The following is a 14,903-nucleotide window of genomic DNA, read 5'->3' as shown; positions in this document are numbered from 1 at the left end:
AGCACGAGCAAAAGCACGAGCAAACACGCGGAAACCACCATGAAGAATGTGAAGATCGAAGTCGTCCACGACGAAGCGATGCAGGTCGGCGAATGCCCGCTGTGGCACGACGTCGAATCGGCCCTGTACTGGGTCGACATCAACGGGCTCACCGTGAACCGCGTGCACCCGGCCAGCGGCAAGTTCACGTCCTGGAAGATGGGCTCGGAGCCGTCGGCGATCGCCGCCGACGCCGACAACAACCTGGTGGTGGCCACCCGTAAAGGCTTCGTGCGCCTGAATACCACCAGCGGCGAGATGGAAGACATCTGCCCGGCCCCGTACGACACGAAGCAGGTGCGCTTCAACGACGGCCGCGTCGACCCGATGGGCCGCTTCTGGGTCGGCACCATGTACGAGCCGCGTGACAAGCCGGCCGCCGAGATGTACGTGCTCGAACGCGACCAACTCCGCCTGGCCTGGTCGGGCGGCATGACGAATTCGAATGGCCTGGCCTGGTCGCTGGACGGGCGCTGCATGTTCCATGCCGATACCACCAGCCACCGTATCGACCTGTACGACTTCGACGCCGAGGCGGGCCAGGCGACGCTGAACCGCAACCTGGTCACGTTTGACGCCGACAAGAACGCGCCCGAGTACGGCGGCCGTCCGGACGGCGCGGCGGTGGACAGCGAAGGCAACTACTGGGTCGCGATGTTCGAAGGTGCGCGTTTGCTCAAGCTCTCGCCAACCGGCGAACTGCTGCGCGAAGTGCAGTTGCCGCTGCGCTGCCCGACAGCGGTGGCGTTTGGCGGCACGGACCTGCGCACGCTGTACGTGACCAGCGCCAGCCATGGCCGCTCGAATGCCGAGAAGGAGCAGTATCCGCTGACCGGCAAGGTGCTGGCGCTGCGCGTGGATGTGGCTGGGCAGGTCGGACCGGAGTATCGTCGCTGATTCGTCGTCTCTGCTGTGGCGATCACGTAGGGTGGACGGCTACACCCTGACAGCTGGTTATCCGGAACGCGTGCGCCGTCCACGCGTTCAAACCGTGCTCCATATCACACGCTTCAAAACGAAGCCCCCCCTTCGGCATCGGCCGCGCCGGCTTGGCCGTGCGTTGAACGCGTGGACGGCGCAGGCGTGCCGTCTATTCGTTTGCCAGGGTGGAGCCGTCCACCCTACACGCTTTCAGGTGTCTCGTCACGCGACGGGCGCGCCCCGCTTGCCACACCTGTGGCACCATCCCTCCTTCCGGCATCGCGTAGTAGAATTTCTTGCAAAGAGCATATTCATGTAGTAAATTTACATGAACCTTATCCTTACTCATTTGCCCTCGATACCACCATGGCCCTTTCCGATTTCGACCTCGTTTTCTTTGGCGGCAGCGGCGACCTTGCGATGCGCAAGCTCCTGCCCGCGATGTATGCGCGCGACGTCGCCAGCGATTTGCCCGACACGGCGCGCATCATCTGCGTCGGCAAGGACGACAGTTCGCAGCAGGCCTTCCTGGACATGGTCGAGACCAACTCCAAGCCGCACATCAAGGAAACCGTGGTCGAGGACAAATGGCAGCGCTTCCTGCAGCGCATCACCTACGTCGCGCTCGACGCCACCCAGGCCGACAGCTACGGCCCGCTGGTGGCGGCGCTGCGCGACGACGAAGCGATTACCCGGGTCTACTACCTGGCCACGCCGCCAAGTTTGTTCGCGCGCATCTGCGACAACCTGGCCGAGACGGGCCTGGCCACGCCGCATTCGCGCGTGGTGCTGGAAAAGCCGCTGGGCCGCGACCTGGCGTCGGCCAAGCAGATCAACCTGGACGTCGGCAAGGTCTTCGCCGAATCGCAGATCTACCGCATCGACCACTACCTGGGCAAGGAAACCGTGCAGAACCTGCTGGCCCTGCGCTTCGGTAACGTGCTGTTCGAGCCGCTCTGGCGCCGCGAGTGGATCTCGGACGTGCAGATCACCATCGCGGAAAAGATCGGCGTCGGCAACCGCCTCGGCTACTACGACAACTCGGGGGCGCTGCGCGACATGCTGCAGAACCACCTGCTGCAGCTGCTGTGCATCGTGGCGATGGAGCCGCCGACCTCGATTGCACCGGACGCCGTGCGCGACGCCAAGCTGCAGGTGCTGCGCTCGCTGAAGCGTTTTACCCCGACCACGCTGTCGCAAAACATCGTGCGCGGCCAGTACCGCGGCGGCTACGTCGACGGCCAGGCCGTGCCGAGCTACCGCGACGAGCCGGACGCACCGAAAAGCTCGAAGACCGAGACCTTCGTCGCCATGAAGGCGGAAGTCGACACCTGGCGCTGGGCCGGCGTGCCCTTCTACCTGCGCACCGGTAAACGCATGGCCGACCGCCTGGCCGAGATCGTGGTGCGCTTCAAGCAGATTCCGCATTCGATCTTCAACCAGCCGACGTCGAGCTTCCAGCCGAACAGCCTTGTGATCCGCCTGCAGCCGGACGAAGGCCTGTCGCTGAACCTGATGGCCAAGACGCCGGGCGATTCGATGCGCCTGAAGCAGGCCGAGCTCGAACTCGACTTCCGCGAACAGTTCAAGGCGCCGCGCATGGAAGCCTACGAACGCCTGCTGCTGGACGTGCTGCGCGGCCAGCTGACCCTGTTCATGCGTGGCGACGAACTCGAAGCAGCCTGGGAATGGGTCGAGCCGATCCTGGAACACTGGGAGCAGGACGACAGCGCACCGGTGCCGTATGCATCGGGCACCTGGGGCCCGGCGGCATCGAGCGCCCTGATCGGCCGCGACGGCCTGCAGTGGCGCGAAGAAGCGCTGCCTGAGGATTGAACCAGCCATGCTGCTCGATTCGATCCGCACCCAGCTCGACTCGCTCTCGAAGTCCGAGCGCAAGGTGGCGCTGGCGGTACTGGAAGCGCCAAGCGCCACCGTCAGCCAGAACATCACGGCCTTGGCAAAAAGCGCGCAGGTGTCCGAGCCGACCGTGGTGCGCTTCTGCCGCACCCTCGGCTACGACGGCTGGCACGAGTTCAAGCTGAAGCTGGCGCAAGGCCTGGCCCTGGCCCTGCCCGCCGCCAACGAGCAGCCGGCCCAGGACGACCTGGCGGCGGACCTGGTCAATAAAATCTGCAGCCGCTCGATCAATACCCTGCTCGATTTACGCAACAACCTGAATGCCGAATCGGTCCAGAAAGCGCTCGACATTTTGTCGCGTGCGAACAAGATCGAGTTCTACGGCCAGGGCACCTCGGGCTTCGTCGCAGCCGACGCCCAGCACAAATTCTTCCGCTCCGGCGTGCCGACCGTCTGCTACACCGACCCGGCGATCCACTCGATCGCGGCGGCCCTGCTGCGCGAAGGCGACTGCGTGGTGGCGATCTCCCAGCGCGGCAACAACCCCTCGCTGACGCGCTCGGCCAAGCTGGCGCGGCGCGGCGGCGCCGACGTGATCGTGCTGGCGCCGTCGGGCACGCCGCTGGCCGACATGGCGACCGTGCTGATCCCGATCGACCTGGTCTTCAACATCGACCCCTACACGCCGATCTCGGCGCGCCTGGCCTATCTGGTCGTGATCGACGTGCTGGCCGTGGGCCTGGCGCTGCAGCGCGGACCGGAATTCCGGCGCAAGATGCAGAACGCGCAAAAGGCGTTGCAGGAGTTCGACATGCAGTTCGATTCCTTCATCGGCTGAACCGTTCGATTTGCGCGCCCTTTTCATCTGCACGCATAACCGCCTGCGCAGCCCGACCGCCGAGCAGGTGTTCGCCACCTGGCCCGGCATCGAGACCGATTCGGCCGGCGTGGGCGCCGATGCGGATGTTCCGGTGTCGCCGGAACAACTGGCCTGGGCCGAAATCGTCTTCGTGATGGAAAAGGTGCACCGCAGCCGGCTGTCGAAGCAGTTCCAGCGCCACCTGAACGGCAAGCGCGTCGTCTGCCTCGACATTCCCGACGACTACGCCTACATGCAGCCCGAGCTGGTGCGGCTGCTGGAAAAGAAAGTGGCGCCTTTCCTGCGGCGCGCCTGAACGCGTCGCCTGGAACAGCGGGCATTGTCAAAATCACCGCGGGAGATTTCCGCCGGGCATTCCACCACGCATTGACACCGCGCGTTTCGCCTTATAATGCCTTTTTGCCACAAGGCCAACCATGCAGTCGACTCCCGGTTTCACCTTTTCGCTGCGCCGGCTGCTCATCCTCCTGAGTGCGATCGGGCTGTTGCCGCTGGCCCTGCTCGGCCTGTGGTCGCTGGACATGGCCGACCAGTACCAGCAGCGCGAACAGGAGCGTGCGATGCTGGACCAGGCGCGCGCCCTGTCGAGCGCGGTGGACGCGGAACTCGACGGCGCCATCGCCACCCTGGCCAGCATGGCGCGCACGCCGGCCATGGATGCCGGCGACCTGCGCGCCTATTACGAAGCCGCACGCGCCCAGGCGGCGGCCCAGCCAGAGTGGCTGGCCGTGATCCTGACCGATGCCGACGGCAAGGTCCTGTTCCGCACCACGAATCCCTTCGGCGCCGCCGGCGGACGCGTGGCCGACCCCGAGAGCCTGGAGCAGCTGCTGGCCGTGCAAAGGCCGCTGGTCGGCCGCGTCACCCATGGCCCGCGCGGGCGCGCCGCCTTCCCGGTGCGCGTGCCGATCCGCGACCAGGCCGGGCGCCTGTACGCCCTCACCGCCGTGATCCAGCCCGACCGCATCCTGCGCGTCATCGAGCGCCAGCACGCCCCGGCCGGGTCGGTCATCGGCGTGTTCGACGCCACCGGCGCGGTGGTGGCGCGTTCGCCGAACCAGGCGGCCACCGTCACCCGCCCGCCCAGCCCTTCGCTGGCCAGGCTGATGCAGGGCGCGGCCCCGGAGGGCGTGGGCGACACCACCACGCTCGAAGGCGAAGCCGTCGCCAGCGCCTATACCCGGGTCTCCCACTACGGCTGGACGATTGCGGTGGGCGTCCCGAAGACGACCATCGGTGCGGCGGCCTTCCAGGGCGTGGCCATCTATGGCTGGGGCCTGGCGGCCTCGCTGCTGGCCAGCATCGGCGCGGCCTGGCTGCTGTCGGCGCGCATCGCCCGCACTTTCCGCAGCCTGCAGCAAGGAACGGCGGCCCTGGGCGCCGGCGCAGACGCGCACATCGCGCCGTCACGCGTGAAGGAATTCGCGCTCATGGGCCAGGCCATCGAGGCCGCCGCGGCCCAACGCGCCGCCCACGAAGCCGAGCGCTCGCGCCTGCTTGCCTCGCTCGAGGAAGCGCTGGCCGCCAGCCACGAAGCCAGCCGGGCGAAGGACGAATTCCTCGCCATGCTCGGCCACGAGCTGCGCAACCCGCTCAGCCCAATCGTCGCCTCGCTCGATTTGATGGACCTGCGCGGCGAGCGGTCCAGCGAGCGCGAACGCACCATCATGCGGCGCCAGGTCCAGCACATGAAGCGCCTGGTCGACGATCTGCTCGACGTTTCGCGCATCGCCACCGGCAAGATGCAGCTCGACGTGAAGCCGCTCAACTTCGCCGAACTCGTGCGCCACGCCGCCACCGTCCGCCCCGGCATGACGGTGGAACTGGCGGCGCCCGAATCGCTGTGGGTGAACGGCGACGACAGCCGCCTGGCGCAAGTGGTCAACAACCTGCTGTCGAACGCGGAACGCTTCGGCAACGGCGTGGTGCGCGTCGGCCTGAGCGCCAGCGAGGGCTGGGCGCGGCTGGAAGTGGCCGACAGCGGCATCGGCATGCCGCCCGAACTGCTGGCGCGCGTGTTCGAGCCCTTCTACCAGGCGCCGCAGCAGCTGGCGCGCAGCACCGGCGGGCTCGGTCTGGGCCTGGCGATCGTACGCAAGATCGTCGAGCTGCACGGCGGCCGCATCCGCGCCCACAGCGACGGTCCAGGCTGCGGCAGCCGCTTCGTGGTCGAGCTGCCGCTCGCCGCGCAGGCCGCGCCTGCGCCGGCCGCGGTGCATGCGGCGCCAGCGCAGCGTCAATCGATACTCGTGGTGGACGACAACGCCGATGCCGCCGCCACCACCGCCCTGCTGCTGGAGCAGCTCGGCCACGAGGTGCGCGTCGCGCATACCGCGGCAGCGGCGCTGGCCGAATGCATGCGCTGCCGGCCGGCGCTGGCCATCCTCGATATCGGCCTGCCCGACATGGACGGCTATGCGCTGGCGGCGGCGATCCGGCGCGGCGGCAATGACACGCGCCTGGTGGCCCTGACCGGCTATGGACAGCAGGCCGACCTCGGCCGCGCCAGCGCAGCCGGGTTCGACCTGCACCTGACCAAGCCGGCCACGCTGGACGATTTGCGGCGGGCGCTGTCGGCGCCCGCCGCCGTGGACTCCACGCTGCCATGACGGGCGCGAAGCAGGCCTGCAAGGCGGGCTTGGGCCATGGCTGGACGAAAGTGAAAATCGCGTTCGGCAGCCTGTTCGCTGGCACAATGGCCGTTGCGGTGGCATGCTTCCTTGCCGACGCCTCCGCTGGCTGACTGCGGCGCGGTGTGGCGATCAGGCCGCACTCCAGATCACGCCGATGTTCCGTTCATGACGTACTCAGGAGACCCGATGAAACGCCTGGCGTTGCTGCTTTGCTTTCCCCTTGCTGTCATGGCGGCGCCGGCAAGCCCGACGCTGCTCGAAGAGTCGCTCGACAGCATCGTCGCCAGCCGCTTCCGGCCTGGCCTGCCCGGCGTGGCCGCGCTGGTGATCAAGGACGGCAGGCTGCTGCTGCGCAAGGGCTACGGCATGGCCAACGTGGAGCTGGGCGTGCCGATCCAGCCCGAGCACGTATTTCGCATCGGCTCGACGACCAAGCTGTTCACGGCCACTGCCGTCATGCTCCTGGTCGACGAAGGCAAGATCGCGCTCGACGCACCCATCTCGCGCTACCTGCCGAAGGCGCCAGGACAATGGAACAAGGTGACGGTCGAGCACCTGCTGACGCATACCAGCGGCATCCCGAACCTCACCATGGATTCCGGTTACTGGCGCACCACCGCCAGGCTCGAACACACGCTCGACGAACTGGTGGCGCCGGCGCGCAAGCGTCCGCTGCTGTCCGCGCCTGGCACCCGGTTCGCCTACAACAATACCGGCTACCACCTGCTGGGGCAGATCGTCGAGCACGTGTCGGGCCAGGAGTTCTACGCCTTCATCGACAGCCGCATCTGCCGGCCGCTGGGTTTGCAACACACCGGCTCGGGCGACGACAAGACCTTCCATCCGGGCCTGGTCACCGGCTACCAGGCCGGCCCGAAACCGGCCTGGCTGCTCGCCAACAGCAACCTCCACGCGGCAGGCGGCATGGTCAGCACCGTCGATGAACTCACCACCTTCATGCTGGCGCTGCAAGGCGGGAAACTGGTCTCGCCGGCGAACGTCAAACGCATGAATGCGAGTTACGTGCTGCCCGGCGGGAAAGCCACCGGCTACGGGCTGGGCGAATGGGTGCGCACCGTGAACGGCAGGCACCTGGTCGGGCATGGCGGCTACATCTTCAATTTCTACAGCCAGCTCGAGATGGACATCGAATCACGCATCGTGACGGTAACGCTGCACAATGGCGACAGGCTGGGCGGCGACAACGAAGAACTCAGCAAGCACCTGATCATGATGGTCCAGGACAGCCAGTCCGAAGGCGTTGAACAGTAAGCGCAACGACGACCTGCCGGGGACACCATGTCAACCAGACTTGCATCCTGCAGTTGCGGCCAGCTGACGGCCCAGGCCAGCGGCGACCCGGTGCGCAAATCGATCTGCCACTGTCTGGCCTGCCAGCGCCGCACCGGCAGCCCGTTTGCGCAGCAGGCGCGCTTCGCGCGCGAGAACGTCGCCGTCGCGGGCTGCTCGACGCGGTATGTGCGCACCGGCGACGAAGGCACGCGCGCGGTCTTCCACTTCTGCCCGATCTGCGGCACCACGGTGTACTACGAACCCGAGGCGCTGCCCGGCTTCGTCATGATTCCGGTCGGGGCGTTCGCCGAACCCGACTTTCCCGCGCCGACCGTGTCCGTGTACGAGGAGCGCATGCACAGCTGGATCGTTCCGCCGCCGGACGCCGAGCACATTCCATGAAAACCGTTTGCCGCCAGGCGTCACGATCCTGTCATGTGCCTTTCCTAGAATGCAAGCCTTTCCAAGGAGACGCAAAATGCAGGCATACAAGGGGCGAGGAACCGTGATCGCTGTGGCGGTCGCAACGATGGTGATGTTGCAGGCATGCGGCGGCGCCGATGACGGCGATGCGATCCAGTTGCATGGCGTGGCCGCGGTCGGCGCGCCGCTGGTGGGTGCGCGCGTTGCCGTGCAATGTGCGGCCGGCAGCCAGGACGGCATCAGCACCGGCAGCGACGGCGCCTGGGCGGTCACGCCATCGAAGGACCTGGCCCTGCCCTGCGCCATCGAAGTGTCGGGCGGGCGCATCGGCAGTGCGGGCGGCGCCGGGAACACCCAGCGCCTGCACGCGCTGGCCGTCAGCGAAGGCGTGGCGAACGTCACCACGCTGAGCAGCCTGCAAACGGCCGTGCTGGCGGGCCAGAACCCGAGCGCCTGGTTCGCCCGCATGAAAGCCGATCCAGCCGCGCTGCGCGCCATCGGCAAGGAAGCGCCGGCGGCTGCCACGGCGCAGCTGGCCACCCTGCTGCCGGCCTCGGTGGCGCTGCCGTCCGGCTTCGACCCGGTCGCCACCGCCTTCACCGCCACAGCCGGCAACGCCATCGACGGCTTGCTGGTCAAGCTCGGCACGGCCGTCAGCGACAACAACAGCAGCTTCGCCGAAGCCCTGGACCAGGCCGCCGCCAGACTGCCGCTGATCGACCCCACACCCGCCAGCCTGAGCCTGGCGAAAATCGCCGGCTTCGGCGGCGACCTGGTCGATGGCAAGCTGGCCGACACCCACGAAATCCCGGCCTACGACCCGCTGAGCAAGCGCCTGTTCGTGGTCAACGGTTCCGGCACCGGCACCGTCGAGGTGTGGAACATCGCCGATCCGCGCAACCCGATACAGGTCGGCACCCTGCGCACCGAATCCTACGGCGCCAACCTGGCCAGCGTGAACAGCGTGACGGTGTCGAACGGTGTCGTGGCGCTGGCGATCCAGGCCAATCCGAAGACCGCCAACGGGACGGTCGCCTTTGTCAGCGCGGCCGACCTGAGCACGCTGTCGACCGTCGGCGTCGGCGCCCTGCCCGACATGCTGACCTTTACGCCGGACGGACGCTACGTGGTCGTCGCCAACGAGGGCGAGCCGAACAGCTATGGCCAGGCCGATTCCGCCGATCCGGAAGGCTCGGTCAGCATCATCGACGTGAGCGACGTGCGCAAACCGGTCGAGCGCCGCGCCGGCTTCGGCGCCTTTAACAGCCAGGCCGACGCCCTGCGCGCGAGCGGCGTGCGCATCTACGGACCCGGGGCGACGGTGGCGCAAGACCTGGAGCCGGAATACGTGACAGTCAGCGCCGACAGCAAGACCGCCTACGTGACGCTGCAGGAAAACAATGCGATCGCCGTGGTCGATATCGCCGCGGCGAACGTCACCGCCGTGCGTCCGCTCGGCTACAAGGACCACAGCCTGGCCGGCTTGGGCATGGACGTCAGCAACGAGGACGGCGGCGTGAACACCAATAGCGGCACCCCGCTGGTGAAGATCGCGCCGGTGCCGGTAAAGGGCATGTACCTGCCGGACGGCATCGCCAACTATGCGGTGGGCGGCGTGACCTACCTGGTCACCGCCAACGAAGGCGACGCCCGCGCCGACTGGCCTGGCTTCAACGAGGAAACCCGCGTGCGCGACTATTGCGGCACGGTCGGCCTTGACCCGGCCCGCTTCAGCGGCGACCTGGCGAACCTGACGCGCGACTCGAACCTGGGCCGCCTGCGCATCACTACTACGCCGAACGGCAACAACAGCGGCAATAACACGGGAAAAAACGCGGCCGGCCAGTGCACCGAGCTCTACGCCTTCGGCGGCCGTTCGTTCTCGATCTGGAATGCCGCGACCGGCGCACGCGTGTACGACTCTGGCGACGGCTTCGAGACGATCACGGCGCAGCTGGCCGGCACGCCGGGTTACGACTTCCCGTTCAACACCGGCCACGACGAAGCCGACGCCCTCGATGCGCGCAGTCCGAACAAGGGGCCGGAACCGGAAAGCGTGGTGGTGCAGCGCTTCGGCAAGAAGACCTTTGCCTTCGTTGGCCTGGAGCGCGTCGGCGGCGTGATGGTGTACGACGTCACCACGCCCGCAGCGGCCAGGTATGTCACCTACATCAACACCCGCGCCGGCAGCGGCACAGTGGTGAAGAACGCGAACGGCGACAACGGCATCGTGAACGGCGGCGACCGCGGTCCGGAAGGCCTGGTCGTGATTCCGGCTTCGAAATCGCCGAACGGCAAGCCGATGCTGGTGGTGTCGAACGAGATCAGCGGAACGACGGCGCTGTTCGAGATCGTGCTGAACTGATCCGCCTGCGTTGTTGCACCCCGGCCCCGGCAGCGCCATGCGTTGCCGGGGCCTTGTCGTTGATGAATGTTTTACATTGTCATAAAAGAAATGCAAGTTTATACTTGTCATTAGTAAATACATCCTATGCCGAACGGCCCGACCTTGCAGCACCAGGACAACGAGACAAACAATGAAAATCCTCCCTGCATTCACGCTGTGCATGGCCCTGTCCTCGTCCGCCTGGGCAGGCGCCTGGGGCACCGGCAGTTTCGAGAACGACGACGCGCTGGACTGGATCGGCGAGTGCACCGGCTCGCAGGGCAAGGCGGCGCTGGCGTCCACGCTGGAAGCGGCCTTGTCCGCCGACGTGGTCGATGCCCCCGACGGCGCGATGGTGGTTGCGGCGGCCGAGGTGGTGGCGGCGGCGCGCGGAAAGCGCAGCGCTACCTTGCCGCGTGCGCTGTCGGCCTGGCTCGAGCGCCAGCCGCGTGCGCAGATCGCCAGCCTGGCGCCGCTCGCGCACAAGGCGCTGGCGCGGGTTGGCCAGCCCGGGTCGTCCGAGCTGGCGCAGCTGTGGTCGGGACAACAGGCGGCAAAGTGGAAGGCGCAGATGGCCGAGCTGGCGGCGCGCCTGCGCTGACGCGGCAGCGCCCGCAGCGGGCATCCACCAGGGTGCGCAGGGTGCGCGCCCAGGATCGTCCGGGCTGGCTGTAGAATAGCGGTTTTCGTCCAGCACCACGGCCCGTCCATGCACATCAATCCAGAACGCAGCACCCGTCCCGACTACGACCTGCTGGTACGCCAGGTCGCCAGCGTCCTCGAAGGCGAACGCGACCTGACCGCGAACGCCTCGCAGTTTTCCGCACTGGTCTATGACACCCTTGCCGACCTGAACTGGGCCGGTTTCTATTTCACCGTGCCGTCGAAGAAGGGCGAAGGCCAGGACCTGCTGGTCGGGCCTTTCCAGGGCAAGCCTGCCTGCGCGCGCATTCCGTTCGGGCGCGGCGTGTGCGGCACGGTCGCCGTCGAGCGCAAGACCGTTGTCGTGCCGGACGTGCATGCGTTTCCGGGGCATATCGCCTGCGATTCGGCGTCGAATGCGGAAATCGTGCTGCCGGTGATCAAGGATGGCAGGCTGGTGGGGGTGTTCGATATCGATAGTCCGATCCTGGAGCGGTTTACGGAAGAGGATCGTATCGGGCTGGAGGCGATGGTAGCCGCGTTTATCGAGGCGACGGATTGCTGATTGGCCGTGTTGGTGGGTTCGAGAACCCACCCTACGTTTGGATGTTCGATATGCAGGCGTTTGTACCGCGTGGGCACGAGTGCCCACCCTACGTATGCACAGAATATTCGGTTACATTGTTAAATAGGCAAATTATATGAATCAACTCGAACAACTGAAGCAATACACCACGGTCGTGGCCGATACCGGCGATTTCCAGTCGATCAAGGCCTATGCGCCGCAGGATGCGACTACCAATCCGTCGCTGATCCTGAAGGCCGTGCAGAAGCCGGAATACCGTCCGCTGCTGGAAAAGGCCGTCGCCGACGCGAATGGCGCGTCGGTGGAAGCGATCGTCGACAGCCTGCTGATCGCCTTCGGCGTCGAAATCCTGAAGTACGTGCCAGGCCGCGTGTCGACCGAGATCGATGCGGCGCTGTCGTTCGATACCGAAGCGACTGTTGCCAAGGGCCGCGAACTGATCGCCCTGTACGAAAAGGCCGGCGTGGCACGCGAGCGCGTGCTGATCAAGATCGCCTCGACCTGGGAAGGCATCCGCGCCGCCGAGATCCTGGAGCGCGATGGCATCCACTGCAACCTGACCCTGCTGTTCTCGCTGTGCCAGGCCGTGGCCTGCGCCGAAGCGGGCGTGCAGCTGATTTCGCCCTTCGTCGGCCGCATCTACGACTGGTACAAGAAGTCCACCGGCACCGACTACCAGGGCGCCGACGATCCGGGCGTGCAGTCGGTCAAGCGCATCTACCAGTACTACCGCAAGTTCGGCTACAAGACCGAAGTCATGGGTGCGAGCTTCCGTAACACCTCGCAGATCCTGGAGCTGGCCGGTTGCGACCTGCTGACCATTTCGCCGGACCTGCTGCAGAAGCTGGCCGACAGCGACGCCGCGGTCGAGCGCAAGCTGGTGGCGGACGAAAGCGCCGACATCGAGAAGATCGCCATCGACGAAAAGACCTTCCGCTTCATGCTGAACGAAGACGCGATGGGCACCGAGAAGCTGGCCGAAGGCATCCGCGCGTTCGTGGCGGATTCGGCCAAGCTGAAGAAGATGATCGAAGAATTGCGTTGATCGGGTAACAGCCTGGCGGCCTTCGCTGCCAGGCGCCATCCGTTTCGACAGGAACGCCAGCACCGGCCTTGCGGCTGCTGCTGGTTTTTTTATGCGCGCAATCCCTGCAACAGGGTATCGAGGATCTGCGCCCCGGTGTCGAGCAGGCCGAACGAGTCGGGCTCGAACATCCAGTTGCGCAGCAGGCCGTCCATCATCGACCACAAGCCGAGCGCGACCACGTGGGTCGGCACCGCGCCATGGATTTGTCCTTTTTCGCGCGCCAGGGTAAGCAAGGATTCGACGCGCGCCATCCACTCCTGCTGGCTCTGGCTACGACGCACGCGCACGGCGTCGAGCTCGTCGACGAACTCGACCTTCAGGGTAGCGATCTCGAATACCCGGCGCGCCTGCGGGTTCTGCTCGGTGACGCGGAAGATTTCCAGGATAAAGGTGCGCATGTCGCGCAGCGGATCGGCGCCGCCGCTGCACTCGAGCACGCTGAAAGCGCACTCGAAAGGCAGCGTCGCCCTTTCCATCATGGCATTGAACAGCGCGCTTTTATCGTCAAAGTGCCAATAAATCGCGCCGCGCGTCACGCCGGCAGCGCTTGCGATATGCTGCAAGGTCGTCCGCGAGACCCCTTGCTCAACGAACAATTGCTCTGCTGCATCAAGAATGCTGTCCCACGTAGCGGCCGCTTCTTCCTTGGTCCTGCGGGCCATGTCTCACTCCAATTTATTGATGTCACACGCATTAAACATACACTCGTGATAGTATATAAAAAATTTCGTAAAAGCCAGTGACATACCGTGCACAGGGTCTCGACAGAGACCTTGAGGGCGGTTTTGTCTTTTTAATAAAACCAGAAGGAAGCACACGTAATGCGCTCTGCCCACTCCTCTCCTCTGTCCCTGACCCGGATCGCCGCCTGCACGCTGATGGCAGTGACCCTGCTGTCGGCCTGCGGCAAGAAAGATGCCGAACAAGGCGCCGCCGGCGCCAAGATGCCGCCGCCGCAAGTCGGGGTCATCACCACCAAATTCCAGTCGGTTGCCCTCGAAACCGAACTGCCGGCACGCGTCGAAGCGATCCGCACGGCTGAAGTCCGTGCCCGCGTGAATGGCGTGGTGCTGAAGCGTACCTTTACCGAAGGCAGCATCGTCAAGCAGGGCCAGTCCCTGTACCAGATCGACCCGGCCCCTTACCAGGCCGAGCTGAACGCGGCCCAGGCTTCGGTCGGCCGCGCCCAGGCCAACCTGACCGCGGCATCGGCCATCGTCGACCGCTACAAGCCGCTGGTCGAGGCCAACGCCATCAGCAAGCAGGAATACACCAACGCCGTCGCCGCCGCCGAACAGGCACGTGCCGACGTCCGTTCGGCCCAGGCCCAGCTGAAGATTTCGCAGATCAACGTCGGCTACTCGAACGTGTACGCACCGATCTCGGGCCGCATCGGCCGCGCGCTGGTCACCGAAGGCGCCCTCGTCTCGGCCGCCGAAGCCACCCAGCTGGCCCTGATCCAGCAAACCGATTCGATGTACCTGAACATCACCCAGTCGGCCTCGGAACTGCAGCGCCTGCGCAAGCAGGCCGGCGGCAAGGGCATCGACTCGGCCATTCCGGTCTCGGTGATCCTCGACGACGGCACCGTGCTGTCGCGCCAGGGCAAGCTGCTGTTCTCGGACGTGACCGTCGACCCGACCAGCGGCCAGGTGACCCTGCGCGCCGAAGTCCCGAACCCGGACAACGCCCTGCTCCCGGGCCAGTACGTGCGCGTGCGCCTGGCGCAGGCCGAACTGCCGTCGGGCATCCTGGTCCCGCAGCAGGCCGTGACCCGCGGCGGCCAGACCGGCGACTCGCTGATGGTGATCGGCGCCGACAACAAGCCTACCCCGCGCACGGTCAAGATCGCGTCGCAGGAAGGCAGCAACTGGGTCGTCACCGACGGCCTGAAGGAAGGCGAACGCGTGATGGTCGACGGCTTCCAGAAGCTGCAGATGCTGCCGCCGGGCACCCCGGTGCAGCCGGTCGCCTGGACCGCGCCGAATGCCAACGCCGCTCCGGCCGCCGCAGCTGGCAACCCGGCGCAACAGCCGAACGCCGCCGGCGCCACCGCCACGAATGCCGCGGCCGGTTCGCGCACCCCGGATGCCGGTTCGCCGGCCGCCGGCGCGACGACCCCAGGCCAGAGCCGCCAGTAATGGCTCGCCGAG

Annotated in this window: 13 protein-coding genes; 12 read left to right on the top strand and 1 reads right to left on the bottom strand. The window is 66.3% G+C overall.

Annotated features, from left to right (window positions below):
* Nucleotides 1–39: 39 nt before the first annotated feature.
* The 11 genes from ACWYRN_RS14680 to tal all read left to right on the top strand — a co-directional run bounded on the left by ACWYRN_RS14680 (nucleotide 40) and on the right by tal (nucleotide 12,708).
* Nucleotides 40–936: an SMP-30/gluconolactonase/LRE family protein gene (locus ACWYRN_RS14680; protein WP_488688353.1), complete on the top strand. Its 897-nt coding sequence runs from the start codon at nucleotides 40–42 to the stop codon at nucleotides 934–936.
* Nucleotides 937–1,326: 390 nt separating this feature from the next.
* Nucleotides 1,327–2,796, top strand: coding sequence for a glucose-6-phosphate dehydrogenase (zwf, locus tag ACWYRN_RS14675; protein WP_488688352.1), 1,470 nt, complete (start codon nucleotides 1,327–1,329; stop codon nucleotides 2,794–2,796).
* Nucleotides 2,797–2,803: 7 nt separating this feature from the next.
* Nucleotides 2,804–3,658 (top strand): SIS domain-containing protein, encoded by an 855-nt coding sequence (locus ACWYRN_RS14670; RefSeq protein ID WP_488688351.1) that lies wholly within the window; start codon nucleotides 2,804–2,806, stop codon nucleotides 3,656–3,658.
* Nucleotides 3,659–3,668: 10 nt separating this feature from the next.
* A complete protein-coding gene (locus ACWYRN_RS14665; RefSeq protein ID WP_488688350.1) occupies nucleotides 3,669–3,995 on the top strand; it encodes a low molecular weight protein tyrosine phosphatase family protein in 327 nt (108 codons plus the stop codon).
* Between the two features lie 121 nt (nucleotides 3,996–4,116).
* Nucleotides 4,117–6,309, top strand: a complete 2,193-nt coding sequence (locus ACWYRN_RS14660) for a hybrid sensor histidine kinase/response regulator (RefSeq protein ID WP_488688349.1) — start codon at nucleotides 4,117–4,119, stop codon at nucleotides 6,307–6,309.
* A 210-nt stretch (nucleotides 6,310–6,519) separates the two neighbouring features.
* Complete coding sequence (locus tag ACWYRN_RS14655) at nucleotides 6,520–7,605, top strand: serine hydrolase domain-containing protein (RefSeq protein WP_488688348.1); 1,086 nt, start codon at nucleotides 6,520–6,522, stop codon at nucleotides 7,603–7,605.
* Between the two features lie 27 nt (nucleotides 7,606–7,632).
* Nucleotides 7,633–8,028 carry a GFA family protein gene (locus tag ACWYRN_RS14650; protein ID WP_488688347.1) on the top strand — a complete coding sequence of 132 codons (396 nt, stop codon included), beginning with the start codon at nucleotides 7,633–7,635 and terminating at the stop codon, nucleotides 8,026–8,028.
* Between the two features lie 76 nt (nucleotides 8,029–8,104).
* Nucleotides 8,105–10,414 carry a choice-of-anchor I family protein gene (locus ACWYRN_RS14645; RefSeq protein WP_488688346.1) on the top strand — a complete coding sequence of 770 codons (2,310 nt, stop codon included), beginning with the start codon at nucleotides 8,105–8,107 and terminating at the stop codon, nucleotides 10,412–10,414.
* A 172-nt stretch (nucleotides 10,415–10,586) separates the two neighbouring features.
* The gene (locus ACWYRN_RS14640) at nucleotides 10,587–11,036 is read left to right on the top strand and encodes a DUF4259 domain-containing protein (RefSeq protein WP_488688344.1); all 450 of its coding nucleotides are present in this window, start codon (nucleotides 10,587–10,589) and stop codon (nucleotides 11,034–11,036) included.
* Nucleotides 11,037–11,144: 108 nt separating this feature from the next.
* Nucleotides 11,145–11,642, top strand: a complete 498-nt coding sequence (locus ACWYRN_RS14635; RefSeq protein ID WP_488688343.1) for a GAF domain-containing protein — start codon at nucleotides 11,145–11,147, stop codon at nucleotides 11,640–11,642.
* A 136-nt stretch (nucleotides 11,643–11,778) separates the two neighbouring features.
* The gene (gene tal / locus ACWYRN_RS14630; RefSeq protein ID WP_488688341.1) at nucleotides 11,779–12,708 is read left to right on the top strand and encodes a transaldolase; all 930 of its coding nucleotides are present in this window, start codon (nucleotides 11,779–11,781) and stop codon (nucleotides 12,706–12,708) included.
* Between the two features lie 89 nt (nucleotides 12,709–12,797).
* Here tal and ACWYRN_RS14625 read toward each other — a convergent pair whose 3' ends face one another.
* Nucleotides 12,798–13,412, bottom strand: coding sequence for a TetR family transcriptional regulator (locus ACWYRN_RS14625; protein ID WP_488688339.1), 615 nt, complete (start codon nucleotides 13,410–13,412; stop codon nucleotides 12,798–12,800).
* A 159-nt stretch (nucleotides 13,413–13,571) separates the two neighbouring features.
* Here ACWYRN_RS14625 and ACWYRN_RS14620 point away from each other — a divergent pair, with 159 nt between their 5' ends.
* On the top strand, nucleotides 13,572–14,891 hold the full coding sequence (locus ACWYRN_RS14620) for an efflux RND transporter periplasmic adaptor subunit (protein ID WP_488688337.1): 1,320 nt from the start codon (nucleotides 13,572–13,574) through the stop codon (nucleotides 14,889–14,891).
* Nucleotides 14,892–14,903 lie beyond the last annotated feature (12 nt).

This window comes from Massilia sp. BAP21, from assembly GCF_057801335.1.
Note: the sequence above shows the minus strand (reverse complement) of the source record. Positions and strands in the feature narration are given on the sequence as shown.

What these genes read in the sequence shown, in the direction of transcription:
- ACWYRN_RS14680 (WP_488688353.1), top strand. Translation starts at nt 40, where the DNA reads ATGAAGAATGTGAAGATCGAAGTCGTCCACGACGAAGCGATGCAGGTC.
- zwf (WP_488688352.1), top strand. Translation starts at nt 1,327, where the DNA reads ATGGCCCTTTCCGATTTCGACCTCGTTTTCTTTGGCGGCAGCGGCGAC.
- ACWYRN_RS14670 (WP_488688351.1), top strand. Translation starts at nt 2,804, where the DNA reads ATGCTGCTCGATTCGATCCGCACCCAGCTCGACTCGCTCTCGAAGTCC.
- ACWYRN_RS14660 (WP_488688349.1), top strand. Translation starts at nt 4,117, where the DNA reads ATGCAGTCGACTCCCGGTTTCACCTTTTCGCTGCGCCGGCTGCTCATC.
- ACWYRN_RS14655 (WP_488688348.1), top strand. Translation starts at nt 6,520, where the DNA reads ATGAAACGCCTGGCGTTGCTGCTTTGCTTTCCCCTTGCTGTCATGGCG.
- ACWYRN_RS14650 (WP_488688347.1), top strand. Translation starts at nt 7,633, where the DNA reads ATGTCAACCAGACTTGCATCCTGCAGTTGCGGCCAGCTGACGGCCCAG.
- ACWYRN_RS14645 (WP_488688346.1), top strand. Translation starts at nt 8,105, where the DNA reads ATGCAGGCATACAAGGGGCGAGGAACCGTGATCGCTGTGGCGGTCGCA.
- ACWYRN_RS14640 (WP_488688344.1), top strand. Translation starts at nt 10,587, where the DNA reads ATGAAAATCCTCCCTGCATTCACGCTGTGCATGGCCCTGTCCTCGTCC.
- ACWYRN_RS14635 (WP_488688343.1), top strand. Translation starts at nt 11,145, where the DNA reads ATGCACATCAATCCAGAACGCAGCACCCGTCCCGACTACGACCTGCTG.
- tal (WP_488688341.1), top strand. Translation starts at nt 11,779, where the DNA reads ATGAATCAACTCGAACAACTGAAGCAATACACCACGGTCGTGGCCGAT.
- ACWYRN_RS14625 (WP_488688339.1), bottom strand. Translation starts at nt 13,412, where the DNA reads ATGGCCCGCAGGACCAAGGAAGAAGCGGCCGCTACGTGGGACAGCATT.
- ACWYRN_RS14620 (WP_488688337.1), top strand. Translation starts at nt 13,572, where the DNA reads ATGCGCTCTGCCCACTCCTCTCCTCTGTCCCTGACCCGGATCGCCGCC.